The sequence below is a fragment of the Nocardia sp. NPDC003963 genome (assembly GCF_053605105.1).
Genome location: NZ_JBSGIP010000016.1, coordinates 84161 through 106114 on the forward strand (window position 1 = coordinate 84161; position 21954 = coordinate 106114).

At 68.1% G+C, this 21954-nt stretch carries 24 protein-coding genes; 8 read left to right on the forward strand and 16 right to left on the reverse strand.

Annotated features, from left to right (window positions below):
• Positions 1 to 28 precede the first annotated feature (28 nt).
• The 5 genes from ACWEWT_RS23450 to ACWEWT_RS23470 all read right to left on the reverse strand — a co-directional run bounded on the left by ACWEWT_RS23450 (position 29) and on the right by ACWEWT_RS23470 (position 4061).
• Positions 29 to 895 carry a helix-turn-helix domain-containing protein gene (locus ACWEWT_RS23450; protein WP_452561959.1) on the reverse strand — a complete coding sequence of 289 codons (867 nt, stop codon included), beginning with the start codon at positions 893 to 895 and terminating at the stop codon, positions 29 to 31.
• Positions 896 to 1012: 117 nt separating this feature from the next.
• The gene (locus ACWEWT_RS23455; protein WP_452561961.1) at positions 1013 to 1306 is read right to left on the reverse strand and encodes a DUF6510 family protein; all 294 of its coding nucleotides are present in this window, start codon (positions 1304 to 1306) and stop codon (positions 1013 to 1015) included.
• A 3-nt stretch (positions 1307 to 1309) separates the two neighbouring features.
• Positions 1310 to 2038 (reverse strand): ferredoxin reductase, encoded by a 729-nt coding sequence (locus tag ACWEWT_RS23460; protein WP_452561963.1) that lies wholly within the window; start codon positions 2036 to 2038, stop codon positions 1310 to 1312.
• Positions 2035 to 2640: a molybdopterin-dependent oxidoreductase gene (locus ACWEWT_RS23465; RefSeq protein ID WP_452561965.1), complete on the reverse strand. Its 606-nt coding sequence runs from the start codon at positions 2638 to 2640 to the stop codon at positions 2035 to 2037. The genes ACWEWT_RS23460 and ACWEWT_RS23465 overlap by 4 nt, the downstream gene beginning before the upstream one ends.
• Positions 2641 to 2720: 80 nt before the next feature.
• Positions 2721 to 4061, reverse strand: a complete 1341-nt coding sequence (locus ACWEWT_RS23470; RefSeq protein WP_452561967.1) for an MFS transporter — start codon at positions 4059 to 4061, stop codon at positions 2721 to 2723.
• 143 nt (positions 4062 to 4204) lie between these two features.
• Between ACWEWT_RS23470 and ACWEWT_RS23475 the strand changes: the two genes are divergently transcribed.
• Positions 4205 to 5101 (forward strand): LysR family transcriptional regulator, encoded by an 897-nt coding sequence (locus ACWEWT_RS23475; protein ID WP_452561968.1) that lies wholly within the window; start codon positions 4205 to 4207, stop codon positions 5099 to 5101.
• Between the two features lie 40 nt (positions 5102 to 5141).
• On the opposite strand, the gene ACWEWT_RS23480 is transcribed toward ACWEWT_RS23475, so the two are convergent.
• Both ACWEWT_RS23480 and ACWEWT_RS23485 read right to left on the reverse strand, forming a co-directional pair.
• Positions 5142 to 6008 (reverse strand): NmrA family NAD(P)-binding protein, encoded by an 867-nt coding sequence (locus ACWEWT_RS23480; protein WP_452561970.1) that lies wholly within the window; start codon positions 6006 to 6008, stop codon positions 5142 to 5144.
• Positions 6009 to 6172: 164 nt separating this feature from the next.
• A complete protein-coding gene (locus ACWEWT_RS23485; RefSeq protein WP_452561971.1) occupies positions 6173 to 7102 on the reverse strand; it encodes an aldose 1-epimerase family protein in 930 nt (309 codons plus the stop codon).
• A gap of 101 nt (positions 7103 to 7203) precedes the next feature.
• Here ACWEWT_RS23485 and ACWEWT_RS23490 point away from each other — a divergent pair, with 101 nt between their 5' ends.
• Both ACWEWT_RS23490 and ACWEWT_RS23495 read left to right on the forward strand, forming a co-directional pair.
• Positions 7204 to 7623: a DUF6325 family protein gene (locus ACWEWT_RS23490; protein WP_452561973.1), complete on the forward strand. Its 420-nt coding sequence runs from the start codon at positions 7204 to 7206 to the stop codon at positions 7621 to 7623.
• 13 nt (positions 7624 to 7636) lie between these two features.
• Complete coding sequence (locus tag ACWEWT_RS23495) at positions 7637 to 7963, forward strand: SHOCT domain-containing protein (protein WP_452561975.1); 327 nt, start codon at positions 7637 to 7639, stop codon at positions 7961 to 7963.
• A 4-nt stretch (positions 7964 to 7967) separates the two neighbouring features.
• Here the strand turns inward: ACWEWT_RS23495 and ACWEWT_RS23500 are convergent, their stop codons facing one another.
• From ACWEWT_RS23500 to ACWEWT_RS23515, 4 genes are all read right to left on the reverse strand, one after another.
• Positions 7968 to 8255: a DUF1330 domain-containing protein gene (locus tag ACWEWT_RS23500; protein WP_063035550.1), complete on the reverse strand. Its 288-nt coding sequence runs from the start codon at positions 8253 to 8255 to the stop codon at positions 7968 to 7970.
• Between the two features lie 117 nt (positions 8256 to 8372).
• Positions 8373 to 9386, reverse strand: coding sequence for an adenylate/guanylate cyclase domain-containing protein (locus tag ACWEWT_RS23505; protein WP_452561977.1), 1014 nt, complete (start codon positions 9384 to 9386; stop codon positions 8373 to 8375).
• A gap of 178 nt (positions 9387 to 9564) precedes the next feature.
• Entirely contained in the window at positions 9565 to 12048 is a 2484-nt protein-coding gene (locus ACWEWT_RS23510) for a CocE/NonD family hydrolase (protein ID WP_452561999.1), read from the reverse strand.
• A 212-nt stretch (positions 12049 to 12260) separates the two neighbouring features.
• Positions 12261 to 12854, reverse strand: coding sequence for a class I SAM-dependent methyltransferase (locus tag ACWEWT_RS23515; protein WP_452561979.1), 594 nt, complete (start codon positions 12852 to 12854; stop codon positions 12261 to 12263).
• A 92-nt stretch (positions 12855 to 12946) separates the two neighbouring features.
• Here ACWEWT_RS23515 and ACWEWT_RS23520 point away from each other — a divergent pair, with 92 nt between their 5' ends.
• Positions 12947 to 13528: a helix-turn-helix domain-containing protein gene (locus ACWEWT_RS23520; RefSeq protein ID WP_452561981.1), complete on the forward strand. Its 582-nt coding sequence runs from the start codon at positions 12947 to 12949 to the stop codon at positions 13526 to 13528.
• A 246-nt stretch (positions 13529 to 13774) separates the two neighbouring features.
• Entirely contained in the window at positions 13775 to 14317 is a 543-nt protein-coding gene (locus tag ACWEWT_RS23525; RefSeq protein ID WP_452561982.1) for a C40 family peptidase, read from the forward strand.
• A gap of 114 nt (positions 14318 to 14431) precedes the next feature.
• Here the strand turns inward: ACWEWT_RS23525 and ACWEWT_RS23530 are convergent, their stop codons facing one another.
• The 3 genes from ACWEWT_RS23530 to ACWEWT_RS23540 all read right to left on the reverse strand — a co-directional run bounded on the left by ACWEWT_RS23530 (position 14432) and on the right by ACWEWT_RS23540 (position 17560).
• Positions 14432 to 15598 (reverse strand): thiolase family protein, encoded by a 1167-nt coding sequence (locus tag ACWEWT_RS23530; protein WP_452561984.1) that lies wholly within the window; start codon positions 15596 to 15598, stop codon positions 14432 to 14434.
• Between the two features lie 316 nt (positions 15599 to 15914).
• Complete coding sequence (locus tag ACWEWT_RS23535; RefSeq protein WP_452561986.1) at positions 15915 to 16715, reverse strand: inositol monophosphatase family protein; 801 nt, start codon at positions 16713 to 16715, stop codon at positions 15915 to 15917.
• The gene (locus ACWEWT_RS23540) at positions 16712 to 17560 is read right to left on the reverse strand and encodes a DUF5919 domain-containing protein (RefSeq protein ID WP_452561988.1); all 849 of its coding nucleotides are present in this window, start codon (positions 17558 to 17560) and stop codon (positions 16712 to 16714) included. Before ACWEWT_RS23540 ends, ACWEWT_RS23535 begins: the two co-directional genes overlap by 4 nt.
• Before the next feature lie 231 nt (positions 17561 to 17791).
• Here ACWEWT_RS23540 and ACWEWT_RS23545 point away from each other — a divergent pair, with 231 nt between their 5' ends.
• A complete protein-coding gene (locus tag ACWEWT_RS23545) occupies positions 17792 to 18115 on the forward strand; it encodes a hypothetical protein (protein ID WP_452561990.1) in 324 nt (107 codons plus the stop codon).
• A gap of 31 nt (positions 18116 to 18146) precedes the next feature.
• Here the strand turns inward: ACWEWT_RS23545 and ACWEWT_RS23550 are convergent, their stop codons facing one another.
• A complete protein-coding gene (locus ACWEWT_RS23550; RefSeq protein ID WP_452561991.1) occupies positions 18147 to 19214 on the reverse strand; it encodes a hypothetical protein in 1068 nt (355 codons plus the stop codon).
• A gap of 453 nt (positions 19215 to 19667) precedes the next feature.
• Between ACWEWT_RS23550 and ACWEWT_RS23555 the strand changes: the two genes are divergently transcribed.
• Both ACWEWT_RS23555 and ACWEWT_RS23560 read left to right on the forward strand, forming a co-directional pair.
• A complete protein-coding gene (locus ACWEWT_RS23555; protein WP_452561992.1) occupies positions 19668 to 20705 on the forward strand; it encodes a hypothetical protein in 1038 nt (345 codons plus the stop codon).
• 26 nt (positions 20706 to 20731) lie between these two features.
• On the forward strand, positions 20732 to 20962 hold the full coding sequence (locus ACWEWT_RS23560) for a hypothetical protein (protein ID WP_452561994.1): 231 nt from the start codon (positions 20732 to 20734) through the stop codon (positions 20960 to 20962).
• Positions 20963 to 21072: 110 nt separating this feature from the next.
• On the opposite strand, the gene narI is transcribed toward ACWEWT_RS23560, so the two are convergent.
• On the reverse strand, positions 21073 to 21837 hold the full coding sequence (narI, locus tag ACWEWT_RS23565) for a respiratory nitrate reductase subunit gamma (RefSeq protein WP_452561995.1): 765 nt from the start codon (positions 21835 to 21837) through the stop codon (positions 21073 to 21075).
• Between the last annotated feature and the right edge of the window lie 117 nt (positions 21838 to 21954).

Sequence of the window (21954 nt, forward strand, 5' to 3'; positions counted from 1 at the left end):
CGCCGGATACACCGGCGAACGGACACCACTATCGGACGGCCGGCCGCGCTCGTTCTAGGAAGAATGTTCCCCACGCCCGGTGGCGGCGCGCGGAAAACGGGTCGAGCGCCGCACGCGTCATCGCCCCGGGGGTGATACCGGCAAAGCTCGACGTATCGCGGCCCAGATGGGATTGGTCGGTATAACCGCAGGCCGCGGCGATATCGGCGGCGGACCCGCCCGCCACCAGACCGTCCACCGCATGCCGGAACCGGACCAGCATCGCGGCACGTTTGGGGGTCAGCCCGATCTGCGCTTCGAACCGCGCCCACAACCGCTTACGGCTCCACCCGCACGATTCGGCGAGTTCGCCGACCTGCACCCGGCCCCGGCTGGTGACGATGCGCTGCCAACTCGCCGCCACCTCCGGTTCCACCCACCGGGCCGGATCGCCGTCCGCGGCGAGGAAGGCGTCTGTCGACGCGAACCGCTGTTCCCAGGTCGCGGCGGCCGCCAGCCGTTCCCGCAGTACCCCGGCCCGGGCGCCCCACAGATCGGCGAGATCGACAACGGTACCGGTGAGTTCGGCGGGCGCGATCCCGAGCAGCGAATACGCCCGCAGCGGCGATAAACGCACCTCGACACATGCGGCCCGCGCACCACCGATATGCATGACTCCGCTGGTACAGCCCGCGACGAATCCGGTGAGTTCCCGCCGATCGCCCGGAACATCGACGGTCAGCCCAGCACCGCCGAACTCGATCACGACGGTGATCGCCGGAATATCGGCGACCCGCAGAGCCAGACCGCTGTCGCCGCGGTGCCGGAAGCCGATCATCGCGGCGCGCCCGGATCGGATACCTGCCGGGCGGCCGAACTCCCAATCGGCCGCGGCATCGTCGAACCCACTCGCCACATCCTCAGATTAACCGGGCGTTCCGCAGATGGGCAGCCGCCGGTCGGGCCCGTGCCCACGCACCCCGGATCCGGCGACCGCCGGGAACCTGCCCACCACCGCCCCGGCGATCCGGGCTCATCCGTCCGCCGCGGGCAGACGCAGGGCCGCACCGGCACCGAGGTCCAGCCAGGTACCGGCCGGAGTCTCGGTGATCCGCAGCAACACCCGGGCACATCCCGGACAGCGGGCGACCCGGCCGGGACACCGGCTGTACACGACGGCCGTCGCCAGCGGGCCCACCCGGCCGCAGTACCCGCAGCGGCAGTCGCAGCCGGTGACCTCGGCGACGAATACCGCGGCCAGTGGCCCGGCCAGCGCATTGCCGTCGACGTGGTCCTCACCGAATTCCGGGGATCCTGGGTTCGGCACAGCTCATCCTCCGCTCGGTCCGAAACGCTCGGTGCGCACCGCCCCGGCCGGATATCCGGCGCCGACCAGCAGCGCCGCGGTGTGCTCGACGAAACCGGTCGGACCGCAGACATAGCACCCGGCGCCGGGCGCCGAGGCAACGTGGTGGACCGGCAGGTCGGCAGCCGTGAGCCGACCCGCCGGTCGCGGGCAGTCGGCGGGCGCGCGCCGGGTGTACACGAAGTCCACCCGGGCCTCCGAGCCGCCGAAATGGTCCAGTTCATCGCGGTAGTAGCGCTGGTCCGGCTCGCGCACGGAGTAGACCAGGCGCAACGGTGCCGGGCTGCCCGCCGCCCGGTGCGCCCGGACCATCGCCATCAGCGGGACGATCCCGGCGCCACCGCCGACCAGCAGCACGGGCGAGCCGGCGGGTTCCCAGACGAACCAGCCGCCGACCGGCCCGCGTATCTCGATCCAGGCGCCCACCGGAAGGTCGTCCACCAGATACGGCGACACCTCACCGCCCGGTACCCGCTGCACGGTCAGCTCGATCAATTCGCCCGCGGCCGGAGCGGCCAGCGAATAACTGCGTTCGGCCTGGTAGCCGTCCGGCGCGGTCAGCCGCACGTCGACGTGCTGGCCCGGCAGATGCCCCGGCCAATCGGATACGCGCAGCGTCAGGGTGCGTGCGCCGGGAGTTTCCGGACGCGTCCGCACCAGTTCGGCCGCCAGCCAGCGCGCCGGCACGCTCAATCGTCCCGGTATCGCTGTTCGCGCCACGGGTCACCGTATTCGTGGTAGCCGGCCGCCTCCCAGAATCCGGGGACGTCCGCGTCGAGGAGCCGGATCCCCCGGACCCATTTGGCCGATTTCCAGAAGTACAGATGCGGGATGAGCAGGCGCGCGGGGCCGCCGTGCTCGGGTTCCAGGTCCCGGCCGTCGAAACTGTGCACGATCCAGGCCTTACCGTCGAGAAGATCCTCGAGCGGGACGTCGGTGGTGTAGCCGCCGTGGGATTCGATCAGCGCGTAGTCGGCCTGCGTTTCGATATCGGCGAACAAGGTGTCCAGCGATACCCCCTGCCAGTCCGTGTCCAGCTTGGTCCAGCGGGTGACGCAGTGGATATCGACGTGCGGCGTCTCCTGTGGCAGTGCCCGGAACCCGTCCCAGTCCCACGCGGTGCGGCCACCGGTCTCGTCGGTGACGGTGAAGGTCCAGTTCTCGGGGTGGACGCCCGGGGTCGGCCCGGCCGAGAGAACGGGGAAGTCCTCGGTGAGGTACTGCCCCGGGGGTAGCCGCGTATCGACGGCGGCATCGCGGCGGCGACCGGAGAATCCCGGCGAGAAAAGCGGCATCCCTCTCTCCTGTCCAGGAGCGGTGCGTGCGGTCTGCGTCGCGGTACTCGATCGTTGTCCGACCAGTAGCAAATATCCTGCTACCGCTTTCGAGTGTCAAGAAGGGGCCGGGTTGCAGAACGGCCACGGATCTCCGCGTCCGGCTGTCGAGGCGCGGCGTGGATCTGTCCCGGATGCTGCCCGACCGGTGCGACGTCCTCGGCCGCGCCGATACGCCCGCGGGAACCGCGCCCGCGGCGGCGGCCGATCACCGCCACGGTCACCGAGATCACGCCGATCGCGACACCCATACCGAGGAAGGCGCCGAAATACCCGGCCGTGCCCACCCACCAGCCGAGCGCGGTGGCGCCGAGCCCCAGCCCACCGTCGTAGGCGATATTCCAGAGTGTGCTCGCCGTACCGCTGTGGGCCGGTCCGAGTCGCTGCACGGTCAGCACGAACGAATCGTTCTGGCAGGCGCCGAATCCGGCCCCCAGCAGGGCGGCCCCGCCGAGCAGGACGACCTGGTGACCGGTGGCCAGCGCGACCGCCGTCAGCGCGAGTCCGGCCGCGCAGCACAGCACCGATACCAGGAGCAATCGGCCGGCGCCGAGCCGGTTTCCCACCATCCCGGCACCGAGCCGGGCAGCGACCAGCGCGATCGATGCGGCGAGCAATGCCCACGAAGCGGCCCCGGCATCCGGTACCGCGACCGGCAGGAAGGTGGTGACCGCGCCGAACGAACCGGCGGTCAGGGCGAAGAGCGCGATCGGTGCCGCGATGGCCCCGGCATCGGCGGTGGTGGCGAAACGGAAGGTGGCCCGGTGCCCGCGTGGGAGCACCACCGCCAGCGCCGCGCCGGTCAGGCAGGCGAGCGTCGAGGCTCCGAAAACCAGTGGGAATCCCCAGGTCCGGGCGACCCAGACCCCACCGGCGAGGGCGCCGAGATTGGGCAGTGCGGCCGCGACGCCGAACAGCGAAGCGCGGGTGGGTAATTCGCGCGCCGTGGACAGATCGGCGACGAGGGTGGCGCCCCCGATCACCACCAGGGCCAGCCCGATCCCCCGGACCACGGTGATCACCAGGACCGGGCCGATATCGGCGGACAGCAGGTACAGCGGTGTCGGTGCCCCGAGCAGGACCGCGCCGCTCGCGATCATGGTCCGCAAGGTGAGCATCCGGAAGAGCCACGGCGCGGCCAGCTGGGTCGCCACGGTCGCGGCCATCATGGCGCCGGTCGTCGCCCCCACCGCGACCCCGTTCGCTCCGCCCACGGCGGACCAGAGCGGGACGACCGACAACAGTGCGGCGTAGTCGACGAAGGCGAGGAAGGTCACCGCCAGCAGTACCGCGAAAGCGCCCGACCCCGTGGCCCTTCCGGCGGCCGGTGCCGTCCGGGACGCACCGTGCGCGGTATCGGCCGGACCGGCCTGTGCCGTCATCGAGTCACCCCTCTCCGGCACCGGGTCGCCGGATGCGCCCGTGCCCATTACTGCCGACGACTCCACCATCCGGCCCGCAGAGCTATTCTGTCCAACAATGACTTCCGATCCAGTGCATCACGAATCGCGATAGTGAGGTCCGTATGGACACCGGACTGCTGCGCAGCTTTCTCGCGGTGGCGCGGCTGGAGAGCTTCACCGAGGCCGCCCGCGAACTCGGCTACACCCAGTCGACGGTGACCGGGCATATCCAGAAACTCGAACGCCGGCTCGGCAGCCGCCTGCTGGACCGGCTCACCTCGCGCGTGGTGGCGACCGAGCTCGGCGCCCGGCTGATCCCGCACGCGGAAGATGTCCTGGCCGCCGAGGACCGGCTGTGCGCGGCCGCCCGGGATACGGCGGCACGGCCGGCCGGGACCGTCCGGCTGATCGCCCCGGAATCGCTGTGCACCTATCGGCTCCCCGCCGTGATCCGGGAGCTGCGTACCCGGGAACCCGGCGTCCAGTTACAGATCGGCCCGGGCGGGATGAGCGATGCCCTGACGGCGGTGCGTCGCGGAACTGCCGACCTCGCCCTCACCATGGAACCCCGGCTCCCGGTCACCGATCTCGCGGTGGAGAAGATCGGGGTGGAGGCCCTGCTGTTCCTCGATCGCGGACCGGGACCGGGCGCGGCGGCGGACTGGTCCGAGCTGGCGCTGCGCGACGCACTCCTGATCGAGGAAGGGTGCGGTTACAGCGACGATGTCGCCGACCGGCTGGCACAGACCGGCCCCGGCTCCGGCCGGCGCACCCGCTTCGGCAGTGTCGAGGCCGTCAAACGCTGTGTGGCCGTGGGGCTGGGCTGGACGGTGTTGCCCGCGATCACCGCGGCGACCGAGGTCGGATCCGGCGAATTGAGTGTGCTCGACGGCCCCGCCCTACCCGACTGCGCCATCCACCTGGTGACCCACCCGCGCCGCCACCACAGCCCCGCGCTCGATGTCGTCGCGCACGCGATACGCCGGAGCTGGCGGGGGCGCGATCAGCTCACCTCATGACCGCGGGATCCGAGCCCCTCCCGCCGCTACCGGCGTGCGGTCAGCGGAACAGTTCGAGATGGCCGGTGACCCATTCGGCGTAGGTACGCGCCGGTCGCCCGGTGAACCGCTGGACAGCGGTCGAGGGCGCGACCGGTTCGAGCCGGGCGTACTCGAACGAGCGCAGCAATCCGTCGGCGGCCCAGGCGGGTACACCGGCGTCCAGCAGACCCCGGCGCACCGTATCCGGCGGTACTTCCTCGAAGGAGATCGCGATACCGAGGACCTCCGCGATCGTCGCGACCAGCTCCCGCGGAGTGAGCGCCGCCGGACCCGTCAGAAGGTACTCCCCGCCCGCAGCGGCCGGACCCTCCAGCAGGGCACCGGTGATCACCGCCGCGACATCACGATCGTCGATCGGCGTAACGGCCACATCCGGATAGGGTGCGGCCGCGACCCGCGCCTGCCGGATCCCCGCCGACCACCAGTGCGCGGTGTTCGACGCGAACAGTACGGAGCGCAGAATCGTCGCCGTACCGGTGAAATTCGCGATCCGGTCCTCGAGTGGCCGGTACCCGGCCCCGATCGGGCTCTCGGGATCCAGTGCCGATACCGACGAGAGCAGCACCAGATGCGCCACGCCGTGTTCGTCCGCCGCGGCGAGCAGCTCGTCGAGCCGGGCCCCGGGGTCGGCCGTGGGATCGCCGTGCCCGAGTGCGGTGATATTGACCAGGACGCTGCGCGCACCCGCCGTCAGATCACCGAACGGCCGCTGCGCCGAGACAAAGTCGACTCCCCCGGTCGCCGGCGCCGACTCCGGATTCCGGGTCACCGCGCGCACCGGCGCGCCACCGGCGACCAACCCCGCGACCACCCGGCGGCCGACCGGCCCCGTCGCGCCCGTGACCACGATCGCCGGCCCCATCATCGCCCCTGGCGACTGCTCGCGCGACGGGCACGAACGGCGGTACGCGAACTTCGAACAACCATGGAGCCCAGCGTAACCGGCCGCTCCCGGGCCGGACGGCGACAGCGACCGGCGCACCGGTGCCGGCGTTTCCCGTGCTCACGCGCTCGGCATCCCGCGCCCCATCACTCGGCCGGCGACCCGGCCGTGTAGCGGATCCGCCATCCCCCCGCCCAGCGTTCACCGGGAGCCAGGTGCCGTAATCCGCGGCCGGAGTTCAACGCGTTCGGCGGCGCGGTCATCGGCTCCAATGCGAGCGCGCGGCCCCGGCCGTCCGGACGGGGGAACTCACCGGGTGTGAAGACCTGCAGGTATTCCCATCCGGCGTCCAGGACGAGTTCGACCGTCGCACCGTCGGGTGCGGTCAGCCCGGCAGCCGACGCGGGGGTCACCCCACCGAACGGCGTATCCAGGTCCAGTTCCGCGAGCGGCACTCCGGCGCGCAGATCGTAACGAGTACCTTCGACCGGATGTTCGGCCACCGGATTCATTCGAGCGTCCACCTCGTAATACGTACTCGCGGCCACCGTGAGCACCAGATCATCGATCGGGTTCGTACCGATCCGGAAGTACGGGTGGGCGCCCACGGCGTACGGCGCGGACCGCCGGCTGTGGTTCACCACACCGTGGGTCACGGCGAGCCCGTCGGGGCGCAATTCGTAGCGCACCCAGGTGTCGAGCAGGAACGGCCAGCCGTGCTGTGGCGGGATCAGCGCACCCAGGGTCACCGCGTCGGCGGACTGCTGCCGCACCTCGTATTCGGTGTTGCGCAGCAGGCCGTGAATCGCGTTCGAACGCGTCACCTCCGTGATATCGAGCTGCTGCGGTAATCCGTCGAGGATCCAGATACCGTCGCGGACCCGGTTGGGCCACGGCGCCAGCACGATACCGGCACCCATCGGCGGCGTGGTGTCGGCGGGCACCGGTTCGGTGACGGCGACATCGTCGACGGTCAGTCCACGCAGGACAGCGGCCACCGTGCCGATCTCGGCCCGCGTACCGGCGAGCTCCAGGACGATCGGCCGGCCGGTCGGAGTGGGGTCGGAGGGGGTCACCTCGCCAGCCTAGGTTCCCGGCCCGGACATCGGGGCCGGCCGCGCGGTTCACCCGAATCGGATGAGGCGCCCCGCGCACCCTCGGAGCAGGATCGGCAACCATGACGACCGAGCGCCTGGGCCCCGTCGAACTCGCCGTGCTGGCCTTTCCCGCCGAGCGCGTGGCGCCCACCGTGGTCGACGCGTTGCGCGAGGTGGTGGACCACGGCGCTGCCACCATCATCGACCTGATCTATCTGGCGCGAACAGCGGACGGCGAGATCGTCCAGCTCGAAGTGGACGAGCCGTTACAGGAGGTGGGGTTGGCGGGACTACCCGTCGACCCGCGCGGACTGGTCAGCGACGCGGACCTCGATATCGTGCGCGACACCCTCGAACCGGGTAGCTCCGCCGTGGTGGTGGTCTACGAACAGACCTGGGCCCGCCGGTTGGGCGCCACGGTGGCGGCCGCCGGTGGTGAGCTGGCGCTGCACGTCCAGATTCCGCGCGACGCCGTGGACGCGGCGCTCGCGGCCTCGTGAGAAAGGACCGGCCATGGTTTTCCGGGCAGGACGGGTAGGACGGCCGGGGTTGCTCGGCACAGTCGCCCGCACGGCAGTGGTGGCCGGTACCGCCCGCGCCACCACCAATGCCCTCGACCGCCGGGCCCAGCACCGGGCGGGCGAGCAGGCCTACGCGGAACAGCAGCAACAGGTCTACGAGCAGCCACCCGCGCAGGACGCACCGCCGCCCCGCGAGGCGCCGCCCGCACCGGCCGGAGACGATCTGGTCGCCGAGCTGGAGCGCCTCGGCCGCCTACGCGATTCCGGCACTCTCTCGGAGCAGGAGTTCGCGGCGGCCAAGGCCCAGTTGCTGCAGTAGCGGACTACAGCCCGTTGACGATCACCGCATTGCAGTCCGCGGCCGCCTGCCGCAGCGGGATCGCCGCCTGGTATTCCTCGGATTCGTACCAGGCGCGGGCGGCTTCGGGAGACTCGAATTCCAGCACCACCGTCTGAGTGGCGGGCCATTCTCCTTCGAGGACCTCGAACTTGGTATCGATCGCCAGGACCTTCACCCCGGCGGCCATCGCCTTACCGGCCGCCTTACCGTATTCGGCCATCCCCGCGGGGTCTTTGATCAGCTCGGTCACGATGACATAGCCCTTGGCCATCCTGGATCTCCTTTTCACGCGTGAGCCGCAACCGGCTCCTCGACGACCCTACCCAAAGGACGATTTACGTTGTCAGAAATCCCATATGCTGAAATCAAGAATTGAAATCCTGCACGGTCAGGATTCGGCTTTGCCGTTGCGCCGGAGCAGATGTGGCCGCAACCGGTTGAACCCGCGTACCCGCACACTGCGCAGGTGCCGGATGTTCAGCTCCTTCTCACCGTCCAATTCCGCCGCGGCACCGTCGTCCACCAGGATCGTGCCCGGCCGGGCGACACCGGTGAGCCGGGCGGCGATATTCACCACCGAGCCGTACAGGTCGCCGAAACGCTGGAGCACCGGCCCGTAGGCGAGGGCCACTCGGAGTTCGGGGGTAGTTCCCACGGTCATGGTCGATTCCTGTAGCGCCAAGGCGATCCGGGCCGCGGCCAGCGGCGATTCGGCCGCGAACATCACCTCGTCACCGACATTCTTGATGACCCAGCCGCCGTTCTCGGCGATGGCGTCGTTGGTGGTGGATTCGAAAGCCTCGAGCAGCGTGGACAATTCGTCCGGATGCAGGTGCCGGGTGAGCCGGGTGTAGCCGACCATATCGGCGAATCCGACGGCCAGTACGCGGGTCGAATCCGCGGCCGGTCCGGTCTCCTCCTCCAGATTCCGCGAGAGCGCCGCGTCGAGATGCCGCCGCCAAGCATACGACAGCAGGCTCTCCAGCAACTCCACCGTTTCGGCGGTCGCGGTGCGGGTGATCTGCGCGCGGTCCCCGTCCGCCCCGGCCGCGGCGACGCGCCGATCGATCTCGTCGAGCACCAGATCGACCTGCCATTCCGCCAACCGCGCCATGGTCTGTCCGATGGTGCGCGCCGTGGCGGCCTGCTGGCGGGCGTCGGCCCCGGCCAGGATGCCGACCTCACGGAACCGCTGGATGGCCGCGATATCGGCATCGGTGTAATCGCACGCGCTGTCGTCGGCACTGGCCGGGAACCCCAGGGAGACCCACAGCCGCCGGGCCAGTTCCGGCGATACCTCGGCCTTTTCGGCCACCTCGTTGCGGTTGTAGCGCCGACGGCCGGCCAGCAGACTCGCCTCGGCCGCCGACCGCACCGATTCGGCCCTCTCGTGCGACACCATGGGCGAAACCTTACGACGCCGCGGAGTCCCCGCGGCCGGACCGGGCGAATCGCCGGGTGATCTGCGTCATGGCGCCGGGCTTTCGGTCCACCGGACACCGGGTGGCGCCGGTATCCGGGAGCGGATGCCAGGGATTCGGCAGCCCGCCGGCAGTGTCGACCGGGCCCGATCGCGAGAACTAACCGACCGCACCCGGGACGGACTGCGGCGCCACCTCCGCGGGAACAGGCGGGGTCGTCGTCGGCTCGGCAGGTGCCGGCGGGTCAGCGGGAGTGGGCACCTCGGCGGGACCCGGCACCCCAGCGGGCGCCGGCAAGTCCGCGGGAGCCGGCACTCCAGCCGGAGCGGGCATCTCGGCGGGGCCCGGCGAATCGGCGGGAGCGGGCGACTCAGCGGGAACCGGCAACCCGGAGGGTGAGTTCACCGGAGCCGGGGGCGCGGCCGGAGCCGGCGCAGTGCGCACCGGCCGCGGTTCGGGGGCCGCGGGCGGTTCCGGAGTAGGTGCCGTCCGCGGAACAGTGGGAGTGGTCGGGGCCTGCGCCGACTGCGGCGCCGGAGCCGAACGCGGGACCGTCCGGGCCGGCGTGCTCTGCGCGGCGAACAGCGGCCGGTCCGTCGGGAGATTGATGAAACTCGGCGCCGCCGGATCCAGTTCCAGATGCTGCGGTGCGAGTTCGGTGTTGTTCAACATGGGGCGGAAGGCCAGCGCCTTGGGGGAATTACCGGCGAAGACATCGAGCCGCAGCCGGTGCCCCGGTGCCAGTACCGCCTGGATCGGAATCACCGCGATATCGAGCGTGACCGGCCGGCCGGGCACCACCTTCTGGACGCTGTCGAGGGTGAGCGGATTGTGCGGCGCGGTGAGATCACCGTTGGGTGAGCGGGTACTGCGGGATTCGTCGATCGCCCGCAGCGACGCGGTGAGCTGGCCGGTGCTCAGCACGGTCGAGGTACCGTCGGGCGCCACATCGTTGACCGTCACGTTCCAGTAGCCGTCCGCGGCGTCGTGGACGGTGTTGAGGTGCACATTGATCGGTCCCGACACGATCGTGCGCTCGGCGATCGGCTCGGTGGTGAAGGTGAGCCCGTTGCGTTCGGCTATCCGGGAATCCTTGGCGCACATATCCAATACCGCCCCGATCCCCGCCGAACCCTGCGCCATATCCCGCGAGCACAGGTTCGTCAGTCCCGGTTCCACCGTGAGCCGGTCGGGCGCCCCCGGCCGGTCGGCGAGCGATCCGTCGTGCACGCTGTCCTCGGTGGTTCCGCTGGGGGCGCTGGACAGATAAACCCGCCGATGCGTCATCCCCGGCTGCGGGAACTGGTCCATCACCACCCAGTTGCCGCCCTGCTCCCAGACGATGACCGGACCGTAGCCGGCGATCCCGTTGTCGACATCCTTGAGCCAGTGGTCGAACCACGCACGCTGCAGAACGTCCAGTCGCGGCGGGGAACCCGCCCGGCCCGTCCCCGAACCGGGATTGGCGTGATAGGTATCGCCCACGATGAGCTGTTTACGCCCCGGCGGCAGCGGGATCTCGTTGTAGAGGGTGGTCGCGCTGTTGGCGAAGATATCGTGCCAACCGCCGTAGACGAAGGTCGGCACGGTGATCTTCTCCGGATGACCCATGATCCCTTGGCGGAAGGCGCTGCTCTCGTCCAGCGCGTCGGCCAGGGCCGGCGGCATATTGCGCAGCGACGGGGTGAGCAGGGCCTGGGCCAGCAGATCGTAGTTCGTCGCGGGATCGGCCATCCGGTCGCTGAGCCACTGCCAGTCGAAGGTGCCGTTGAGCATGGCCTGCACATCCGGCATGAGTTTCGCCTGGTTGACCTGGTTCAGCCACAGCGGCAGGAAGGTCACACCCACACCGCCGCCCGGCGCCACGACATCGCGCATGAGATCACTGCCCGGTTCGACCGGGAAGATGGCCTGCAACGGTTTCGGCGCGTTCTCCGCGGCGCGCAACTGGTTGATCCCGGCATAGGATCCGCCGCTCATGGCGACCCGCCCGTTGGACCACGGCTGCCGCGCCGACCATTCGATCACTTCGCGGGTATCGAGTTGTTCGCGCGCACCGAGGGTGTCCCACAACCCCTGCGACTGCCCGGTACCGCGCACATCGACCGAGACCACCGTGTATCCGGCACGCACGAGCTGGCTGTCGAGGCCGAGCACCGTCGCGACCGTGCCGCCGTCCAGGGCGTGCAGCAGATCCCCGAATCCGCTGATCGGGGTGCCGGTCAGATTGATCCGGCGGACCAGGTCCATGGTCCACTGCCGCACCCCCGGATCGCCCATCGCGGAATCGATCAGGCTCGACATCATCTTCGAGTACGGCGTCATGGTGACGATGGTGGGCAGCGGCCGGGGCTCGGCGGCGCCGCCGGCCGCCGCGGGCCGGTACACATCGGCTTTGAGTACGACACCGTCGCTCATGGTGATCAGTACGTCTTTGTCGATCTGCGTTTCGGGATAGGGCTGGGGTCCGTCGTGCAGGTCGGTCCACTGCTGGGCGAGTTCGGCCGGTGATACCGCCGGCGCGGTGTCACGGTGAACCGGATGGCGTGCGGATTGTGCCGCCACCACCAGGATCACGGTCACGATGGCGACAACGGTGACGGCCGCGGCGGCCGCGAGCCCGTGAACCCGGTACAGCCGCATGAACAAACCCTCCACCTCGTGGTTCCGGTTTCGCGCACAGGTGGCGCCGACAGCGGATTCCGCGCGCAGGTGGCGCCGGCCCTGGTTTTCCGTGCGCAGACGGAGCCGACGATAGCAATCGGCTCTGGCCGGACCGTGTTCCGACGCGCGGTCGGAACCGATTACCGGAATCCGAGGTGGAGGGTGTCCGCGCGGGTAAGCGCGCGGTCGCGTCAGCCCGCGCGCCGCACCCGCAGGACGAGATCCTTGATCTGATGCCCGGCGGCGGGCCGGTTGCGGTCCCGCCGGTCGTCGACCTCGACGGTCCATTCGTCGTCCAGCAGCGCCACGATCTCGGACGGCTGATAGAAGTCGTAGGGGTCGAAGTTGTGCGAGTTCTCCTCGCGCGGCGGGAATTCGGTGGGATCGTGCGCGACGAACAGCAGCGTGCCGCCGGGCGCGACCGCGTCGAGCAGGCCCCGCACGGTGGCGTGGTCCGATTCGTGGACGATCGGGAAGTAGTGCGCCGAAACCAGATCGAACGAGCGCGGCGGCAGCGGAGCGGCCGTGATATCGGCACGCTGCCACGTGATCTCCGGATGACCGGCCGCCGCCGCCCGATCCAGCGCGACCTGCGAGATGTCCACGGCGGTCACCCGCCAGCCGTGTTCGGCCAGCCAGTACGCGTCCGCCCCCTCGCCGGCGCCGAGGTCGAGCGCCAGGCCCGGTGTCATACCGGTCACTTCGGTGACGAGGGCGTCGTTGGGCAACCCACTGAACCGCTGTTCGCTCTCGCTGTACATATCGTCCCAGAACTGCTGGTCCATGCGTTTTCTCCTGAGGTGGTCGAGGTCTGCTTCCCAGCATCCGGGCAAACAGCCGGCTTGACAAATTTATTTGCCATAACTGCAATATAGGGATGGATCAGGAGTTCGGCGAGGTCATCGATGCGATCGGCCCGCGGCTGCGCGAGCTGCGCCGCCGCAACGGCACCACGCTGGCAGCTCTGTCCGAGGTCACCGGCATCCCGGTGAGCACTCTGTCGCGGCTGGAGTCCGGCCAGCGCAAACCCAGCCTCGAACTCCTGCTCCCGCTGGCCAAGGCCCACCAGGTACCACTGGACGAACTGGTCGACGCGCCGGAGACCGGCGACCCCCGGGTGCACACCCGGCCGGTCACCCGGCACGGCCAGACCTTCATCCCACTGACCCGCCGACCCGGTGGCCTGCAGGCATACAAGCAGATCCTCTCCGGTCGCGAGACCGCCCGTCCCGATCCGCGTACCCACGAGGGCTACCACTGGCTCTATGTGCTCAACGGCCGACTGCGCCTGATCCTGGGCGATCAGGACATGATCCTCACCCCCGGCGAGGTCGCCGAATTCGATACCCACCTCCCGCACTGGTTCGGCAACGCCGACGAGCACCCGGTCGAGTACCTGAGCATCTACGGCCCCCAGGGCGAGCGGTTCCACATCAAGGCCAGATATCGGCCGGAATGATTCGGCCGTCTTCCTACGCTGCGGAAATACATTTGGTTACCGTTTCGTGATGCACGTTGTCCGTGTCGTTTTCCGGATCTGCGCGCAATAGGGCGAAATATGACTCCCCGGGTTTGCAGGACCGACATATAGCTGTGGTGTATTTCCAACGCTGTTCGAGCAGTCGGTGATGTTCTCACCGCGCACTTGGCGGTGAAAGTAGTTGCGATCCACCGACGCTCGACCCGAGCACGGAGGACCGCAATTATGGATTCTGTACCGATACGTCAGCGCTGCGCCGCACTGGTTCTACTGACCGCCGCGGCCGGCGCCATTCTCGGAACAACGGCACCCGCCGGAGCGCAGCCGATAACGGTTCCCGGTATCGGCACCTTCGAACTCCCCGATCAGATCCCTTTGCCGGCCGGAATCCCCGGTATCGGCACACCCGCCCCACAGATATCACCGGCCCCACCGGCCGGCGATATCGCGGTCGCGGCGGCGCGCAGCAAACTCGGTGCACCCTATGTATCCGGTGGTACCGGCCCGAATGTTTTCGACTGTTCAGGTCTGGTGCAGTGGGCATACCAGCAGGCCGGAGTCCAGGTACCGCGCACCAGCTGGTCCCAGCTGTCCGCCGGCACCCCGGTCCCGCTGGATCAGCTCCAGGTCGGCGATGTGATCTCCTACAGCGGCGGCGGGCATTCCGCGCTGTACGCCGGCGACGGCCAGGTGATCCACGCGGCGACCGACACCGTGGAGATATCCCCGCTGACCTATTCGCCCGCGGTCGGAGCGCGCCGCTTCTGACCCGGGCCGCACCGCGGTCCCCCACCCGAGCCCGAACCACAGCACCGGGCCCACGGTGCACCTTTCGAGATACGGCCCCGGGACGGAAACGTCCCGGGGCCGTATCTCTATACCTCAGAGACGTTCGATGATGGTGGCGTTGGCCAGGCCACCGGCCTCACACATCGTCTGCAGCGCGTACCGGCCGCCGGTCTGTTCGAGGTGGTTGACCATGGTCGCCAGGATCCGTACCCCCGAGGCACCCAGCGGATGCCCCAGCGCGATGGCCCCGCCGCGCGGGTTCAGCTTCTCCGGGTCGGCATTCAGCTCGTGCTGCCAGACCAGCGGCACCGGCGCGAACGCCTCGTTGACCTCGTAGGCGTCGATATCGTCGATCGTCAGCCCGGCCCGCTCCAGGACCTTCTTCGACGCCGGCACCGGCGCGGTCAGCATGAGCAGCGGATCGTCGCCCACCACCGCGAAGGAGTGGAACCGCGCCCGCGGCCGCAGGCCGAGTTTCGTGGCCGCCTGCTCGCTCATGATCAGTGCCGCCGAGCCCCCGTCGGTGAGCGGTGAGGAGTTGCCCGGGGTGATGGACCAGTCGATCTCCGGGAAACGCCGGGTGTACTGCTCATCGGCGAATGCCGGTTTCAGTCCCGCGAGCTTCTCGGGGGTGGACCCCGCCCGGATGGTCTCGTCCGCGGTCAGCTCACCCGCGGCGACCAGCTCGCGGTCGAACCCACCGGCCGCGGCCGTCTCCGCGGCCAGCCGATGCGAACGCGCCGCGAACTCGTCCAGTGTGGCCCGATCGAACTTCCAGCGGGCGGCCAGGATCTCGGCGGCGACACCTTGCTGCACCAGCCCCTCCGGGTACCGGTGCGCGATGGGCCCGCGGTTGGCATCCTGGCCCTGGGCATTGGAGAACATGGGCACCCGGCTCATGGACTCCACACCGCAGGCGACGGCGATATCGTAGGCGCCGGCGATCACACCCTGAGCGGCGAAATGCGCGGCCTGCTGACTGGAACCGCACTGCCGGTCCACGGTGGTGGCCGGTACCGATTCGGGGAATCCGGCGGCCAGCACGGCGGTCCGCGAAATATTGAAGGCCTGCTCCCCGCTCTGGGTGACACAGCCGCCGATCACATCGTCGACCAGCGCCGGATCCAGCTCGTTGCGCTGCAGCAGTTCGGTCAGCACCCCGGCCAGCAGGGTCGCCGGATGCACCCCGGACAACCCACCACCGGCCTTACCCTTCCCGGACGGCGTGCGAACCACATCGACGATGACGGCGGACTGCATAGTCCCTCCTGAAATGCTCGTTCCGGCCGGTCCAGTTAGCGACCGTTCATCAATAAGTTAACACGGATTCGCATCGGTGGACCAGACCCACCACCACGACCTCACACCCGACAGGGCACGGCGATACCGCCCGGAAGATTCGACGCGGTCGATGTAGGTCGCGCAAACGACGCAGGTGTGCGAACCGTCGCCGAAGCCATTTCGGAAATCGCGAACCGGCGAAGCGGGACCGGCCCCTCCTCCGCCCCATCCGGTTCCGAGGTTCGCTCGCGAACGAGCTCACGGATATCTCCCACCGGCGCTGGGCGAGCGATCTTCACGCCGACGACCGGGAAACCAGCCGAACCAATTCCGGAGATATCACCGGGTTGGCCGCCACGGTGTGACGCGACAGCGTGCTGTGCGATGTGCCGTCGGAGTCGGTCACCACAGCACCGCTCTCGCGAGCGATCACCACACCGGCCGCCATATCCCACGGCTTGTTGGAGAGGATGACGCATCCGTCGGTGCGCCCCTCGGCTACCCAGGCGAGGTCGAGAGCCGCTGACCCGAACATCCGCACCCGCTCGACAGAGGCGGCGAGAGATTCGGTGAGCGCGAGCCTGTCCCGATTCACGCCGGCGGCGCGCGGTCCTACCGCGTAATCACCGATCGAGACTATGGCATCACCGATGCGCTCTGCCGTACCGGCAGCGATGGGTTCCTCACCGGCGAACGCACCTCCGCCTTCGGCCGCGTAGTACTCGTAACCGAGAAAAGGAGCGCTGATGACTCCGACTCGCGGCTGTCCGCCCTGGACCAGGGCCAGTGAGACGGCACAGAGCGGGAGACCGTGAATGAAGTTGGAGGTACCGTCGATCGGGTCGAGGATCCACACATAGTCCACATCGGTCCGCGCAGTCTCGGGACCGTCGGTTTCCTCACCGAGAAACCCGATCGACGGCGTTGCCGAATTCAGATGGCGCTGCACCGTACGCTGGATCTCCAAGTCCAACTCGGTGACGAAGTCCCGGTCACCCTTCGCGTGAACTTCGCCTGGCGCCGCATTCGACAACAGGGCCGCTCCCTCGGCGACAGCCGCCCGGGCAATGTTCAAAAGAGCGGAGAAATCGGTCAACCGCCCATCTCCTTTCCTCGCACCCAGATACCGTCGAACACCCCCGCAAAGGTATCGAATACTCCAGCGTCCTCGGTCCTGCGTACAACGAAGGTGGGCGACTCGAGTCCACGGACGAAAGGGAGGTAGGGCTGAACAACACAGAGTGCCGAGTCTACGATGACGATATTGAATCGAGCCGTTTGATCGTAGGTCCGGATACGAACAGTACCCGGCACAACGCCATCGGAAGCCTCGTTGATTCGCTGAAGTACCCCCATGTTCAGAGTGGTCAAGCCGGCGAGCGCACCCGGCACCTGCCCCTCTTCCGATTCACGCCGTCTCGTCTCTTCACCTTCCGGGTCGAGAAAAAGACATCTGATCGTCGACCCGGATTCGAGTAGGCGGGCGATCTCGCGTTCGGGGTATTGCTGGCACAACATGTTCAGCGAGATACCGATCATATCGACCGTTGTCGCGGATTCGAACAGCTGCTGCGGCGGTATATCCCGCGTGAAAGCCGCCCGACTGGGGAAGACGGATTCGACATCGGCCGTGCGATGCCCCCGCTGTCGCGGTGCCTCCTGAGTCATCGCGTCATGCCGGATCCTCGGGCCCGAGCCGTCTTGGTCGAACAACTCCTCTATCGACCGCCCGGGAAACATCGCCTGCAAAATTCGTCGGTGATGCGGGTAGGGCAACCCCGCGATATCTCCGGACAGCCAGCGGTAGAACTGCGCCTTCTTCGGACCGCAGCCGACGATCACGGGATCGATCTTCAGTGCATGCCGGTCGTACTCCCTGTTGAAAGCCGCGACAGTCTGGATGTGACGTTGCTGCAGAAGCGCTTTCAGAACAGTCCCCATGCCCAACCCCTCAGAAGCGTCTGCCGATACGAGTACCCACGAGCAGAAGAGACAAAGAAGATACCACCACTATCGAGAGTATCCACTGGGAGCGACGAGACGATACCGCCGTCACCGGCAGCCTCGAGCAGTACTTTCACTGCTTCCGAGAGGACTGATCCTGGTGACCCCGACCGAGCAATACCCTGTCTCCATCGAACCTCCCGTCAAAACAGGGCGGGTGCAGTTCTGATGCCTCATGCCATCGTCTTCTTGAAACGGTCGCTTTGTGGTACCGGCCGCGTACTACTCGAAACCGACTGCGGGCTGCTGGCAGCCGCACATGGATTCCACATCAAACGAGTCGCCGTACACGATCCGACCGACCCGATCCCGTGGACACTCGACGAAATACTCGAACTGGGCCCGAGCGGTATCATCGTACCTTCGCTGGACCATATCGACTTTCGCGCCCGCGATGTGCTGAGCCGATGCTCACTTCTCGTCGGCCGCCCCTACGGCTGGTACCACCGCGGAGCGACCGATAGATATATAGCCGGGCTACCTGACGAGTAGTCGTTCGGCCGGAATGTGGCGAGCCTCGCGTTCAGACCGCGCCGACGCCCCCCTGCGGCATATCGTAATTCACGAGGTGCCTTACAAAATCTTTCTGGGACATCGTGTTCGCCAGGAGGTCGATATCGTGTGGGAAGTCCGGCACCCGGCCGAGATGATATTGGCCCGCACCTGCGATATAGGTTCTGGTGACCGCATCGGAGCCGTTTTTCATCTGTGGTGACTCGAAGAGTTTGTAGCTGACATCCGCCCATTTCCGGGTGGTGAACTCGCCGGGCTCGGCGAGTTGTTCGAAAGCGTCCGCGAATATGCGGCCGCGGTCGGCCTCGGAGGCGGTGAGCGTCATGGCTTCCTCCGCGGTCGGCTCCGGCCACTCACTCACATCGCGGCCTTTCGCGGCGCTCCACTGCCGGAGGTATTCGAAATGCTGCCGGGCGGCCTCGCCCCGTTTGATGAGGTTCCCCTTCACCTCCGTTCCGTCGGTGAGGCGCACCACGGTGTGCAACTCGTCCCCGGTCACACCCTCCGCTTCGAACCGTGCCAGCGCCCGCCGGGCGGCCTGTTCGAAGGTCATGTTGTGCGGCGAGGCGCGGCCCCGGATGAATTCGTTCCTGGAACGGTCGAACAGCAGGACGTCTTTCTTGAATTCGGGCCCGAGCCACGTGAGATTCGGATAATCGTCGGTGATGGGTGTGCCCAGATCCGATGTGGAGAAGAGGGCGGGTTTCCCGGAACGGGATTTCAGCAGGTTCCAGTACTCATTCTCCCAATCGCGCGCTTCCGGTTTCCTTTCCAGAGCACGGAGGTTGTTGACCATGGCATTCGCGGCACCGGCCTGCCATTCGGCGAATCCGCGTAGTCCGTCAACTTTCTCCGATACCTCTCTGGGTAGGGGCATGGGTTCATTTATCAGGCGACTCGGGAAGGGAAAGTCGGCCGCTTCGACACGTCCGCTCCCGGCCCGCTCGATCCGCTGCGCTCCGGCACGAATCGGTACCCGGTAATGTTTCGCGAGGCCGGGGGCGAACCCGCGGGCCAGTACCCGGCCGAGTGCGTCGGCGAACCTCTGCAGGGCTTCGTTGGGGGGTATCGCAGGCATCGGAGGTGTCAGCACCTATGTGGGTGAAGGGATCGTCGCCGATCCCCGCTCGCGGATATGGTCGCCGACGGATCGGCATTCCGCACGCCACGTGCCGTCGGCCGCCCCGCACAACTCCCGACTCGGCTACCGCGCGGCCGGCAACCCGGCGGGCACATCGGATCATCGGCCCGGGACGAGCCCCGGCGCGCTCGTGCGGACGCCGAAAGTTTATGCGCCGAAGGGGTATCCGGATAGTACTGTTTCCGGGCTGTTGTCGGCCGTTCAGATGCCGTCTACAATGGCGAGGGCCTGGTGGAGGTTTTGTTGACGCCGCTCCCCGGCAGTCGGGCGGCACGGTCACCGAAGCGCGAGTGGCGCACCACATCCCATCGAACATCGGCTCATACGCGCATCATGTGATTCGACCGATATCTTCTCGCCGAGCCGGGCGGCGCCGGGAAGAGGCAGGTCATGAGCAATCCGCTCGACGATATTGTCGCACTGCGCCGACGGCTCACCGGCGAAAGCCGGCCGGAGGCGGCCTTTCAGGTGCGCACCGCCGTACACGGACTTCCGGCCGGGATCGGATCCGCCCGGCTGTTCCGGGAAATGGCCGGCGGCGAAGGATCCGTTGTGTACCCGGTACGTTCCGCCGTGTTGCCGGACGCGATATCCAGCGCGCAGCGACGATTGGAAGCGTCGCTACTGCTGCGCATCCGGGACAGTCAGCCCATCGGATGGGAGAACTCCGGTGCGTGTCATCGTGTCTTCCGCGTACTGAGTCCCCGCCACGCGGGCTTGGTTGTCGATGTGTACGAAGAGGCGCTCGAACGCTTTCTCCGGGCACTGCTACCCGTAAGTGACACCACCGGTGACCATCTCGGTGTGCCCGGGCTGCGTTTCGCGGTCTCGGAACGGCATCTGCGCATGTACCTGCTGGACGAATCGAATCGGTTGACGGACGCCTGTGTGATCGTCCGGGGTCTGGGCCGGGGAGCCTGGTCCAGGATCTGGGCCAGGATCGGCACGGCGGACTATACGGACACCGTGAGCTACGGCGATTGTCTCGATCCGCTCCTGAACCGATCGCCACGGCTGCGCGCACTCGAACGGGAGGGCTGGAACTGGTGTCCGGAATTCACCGCCGAGCTGTGCAGCCCGGTACTGCGTAGGTTCGGGGTATTGCGCGAAGCCTGGTCGGTCGATATCGGGCAACCGGCGCGGCGCAGCGTCACAGTGGATATCGAAGGCGGGCCGGCCGTTCCGGATGTCCTGCGGGCATGGGGGAATCGGTGCCTGGGGCTGGATCCCGCGCAGTTTCGTATCGACACCGATCGGCGAAGGATCAGATCAGCCCGGTCCGAACTGACCCTGGCATCGGCCGGCGATCCCGCAGTCGCACCGCCGGAGGGTATTTCGCTGCGCTGCCTGGCCTGGCAGGCAGCCGCTCCACCCGAGTCCCCGCATCGATCCGGACGATCGGTGAGCCCGGCGAACGGAATGCGGTGATGCCGGAGCGGCGCACACTACCGGCCGTGGCCGGTATCCGACTGTTCGCGCTGGTCGTCGACAGCGACGACCAGGCGCGCCGCGCCCGGTCGCTGCTGCTCACGCTGGCCGTATGCGGCGTACTGGTCGTCGCCGGCACCGCTGCCGCTCTCGCCGCCCTGGCACTGATTCCCGGTGTCTCGGCGCCGCTGGCGACCCTGGTCTTGGCGGCGACCACCCGATCGGTGCTCGGCCGGCGCCGAGCGTCCGGGGTGTGAGCGAACGAAACGAGCGGGTCCGGTTCGGGGCGCCGGACGACGCCGGGGAGCGGAGTTGGTCGGTGCCGATCTCCTCCCCGCACGGTCGCCTGCGCGACGAGCGGACGCGGCTACCGGATCCGCTCCCATCCACGCCGCTCGGGTCGCGAACCTAGTTCCCGGTCCCGGCTGCGGTAGACGATGTAGGGCCGGGTGAGGTAGCCCAGCGGCATCGAGAACACGTGGACCAGCCGGGTGAACGGCCAGAATGCGAACAGCAGCCAGGCGGCGATCACATGGAGCTGGAAGCCGAGGGGCGCGGCCAGGATGAGGTCGGTATCGGGGCGGAACGACAGAATGGAGCGGAACCACGGACTGACCGTCTGCCGGTAGTCGTGGGGATGATTGTTCGCGTTGTTGACCACCGTGGTGCCGAAACCCAGCAGCAGCGTACCGATCAACAGCACGTACATGATCTTGTCGTTACGGGTCGTCGCGGAGAAGACGGGTCCGGTGGTGCGGCGGCGGTAGATGAGGATGGCCGCGCCGGCGAGAGTGGCGACACCGGCCAGGATCCCGAGGCTCGCCGAGGCCACGTGATAGACCGATTCGCTGATCCCGACCCCCTCGGTCCACCCCTCGGGAACGAGGAGGCCGACGATATGGCCGAGGATCACCAGCAGGATTCCGTAGTGGAACAGCGGGCTGCCCAGTCGCAGCAGCCGGTTCTCGTAGAGCTGGGAGGAGCGGGTGGTCCACCCGAACTTGTCGTAGCGGTAGCGCCAGTAATGGCCCACCAGGAAGGTCGCGATGGACGCGTAGGGCAGCGCGACCCACAGCAGGATGTCGAAGGCGGTGAGGTCTTCGCCCGGGGCGGCGAGCAGCACGGGATTCATCGGCGCACCTCTGTGTTGAATTGCGCCGCCTCCGGCGGCGCGGGTCGGGGCCCTATTAACCCCGGTTCTTCACTCCGCCGCTCAGTCGCTGCGCTCCTTCGCTCTGTCGCTCCAGAA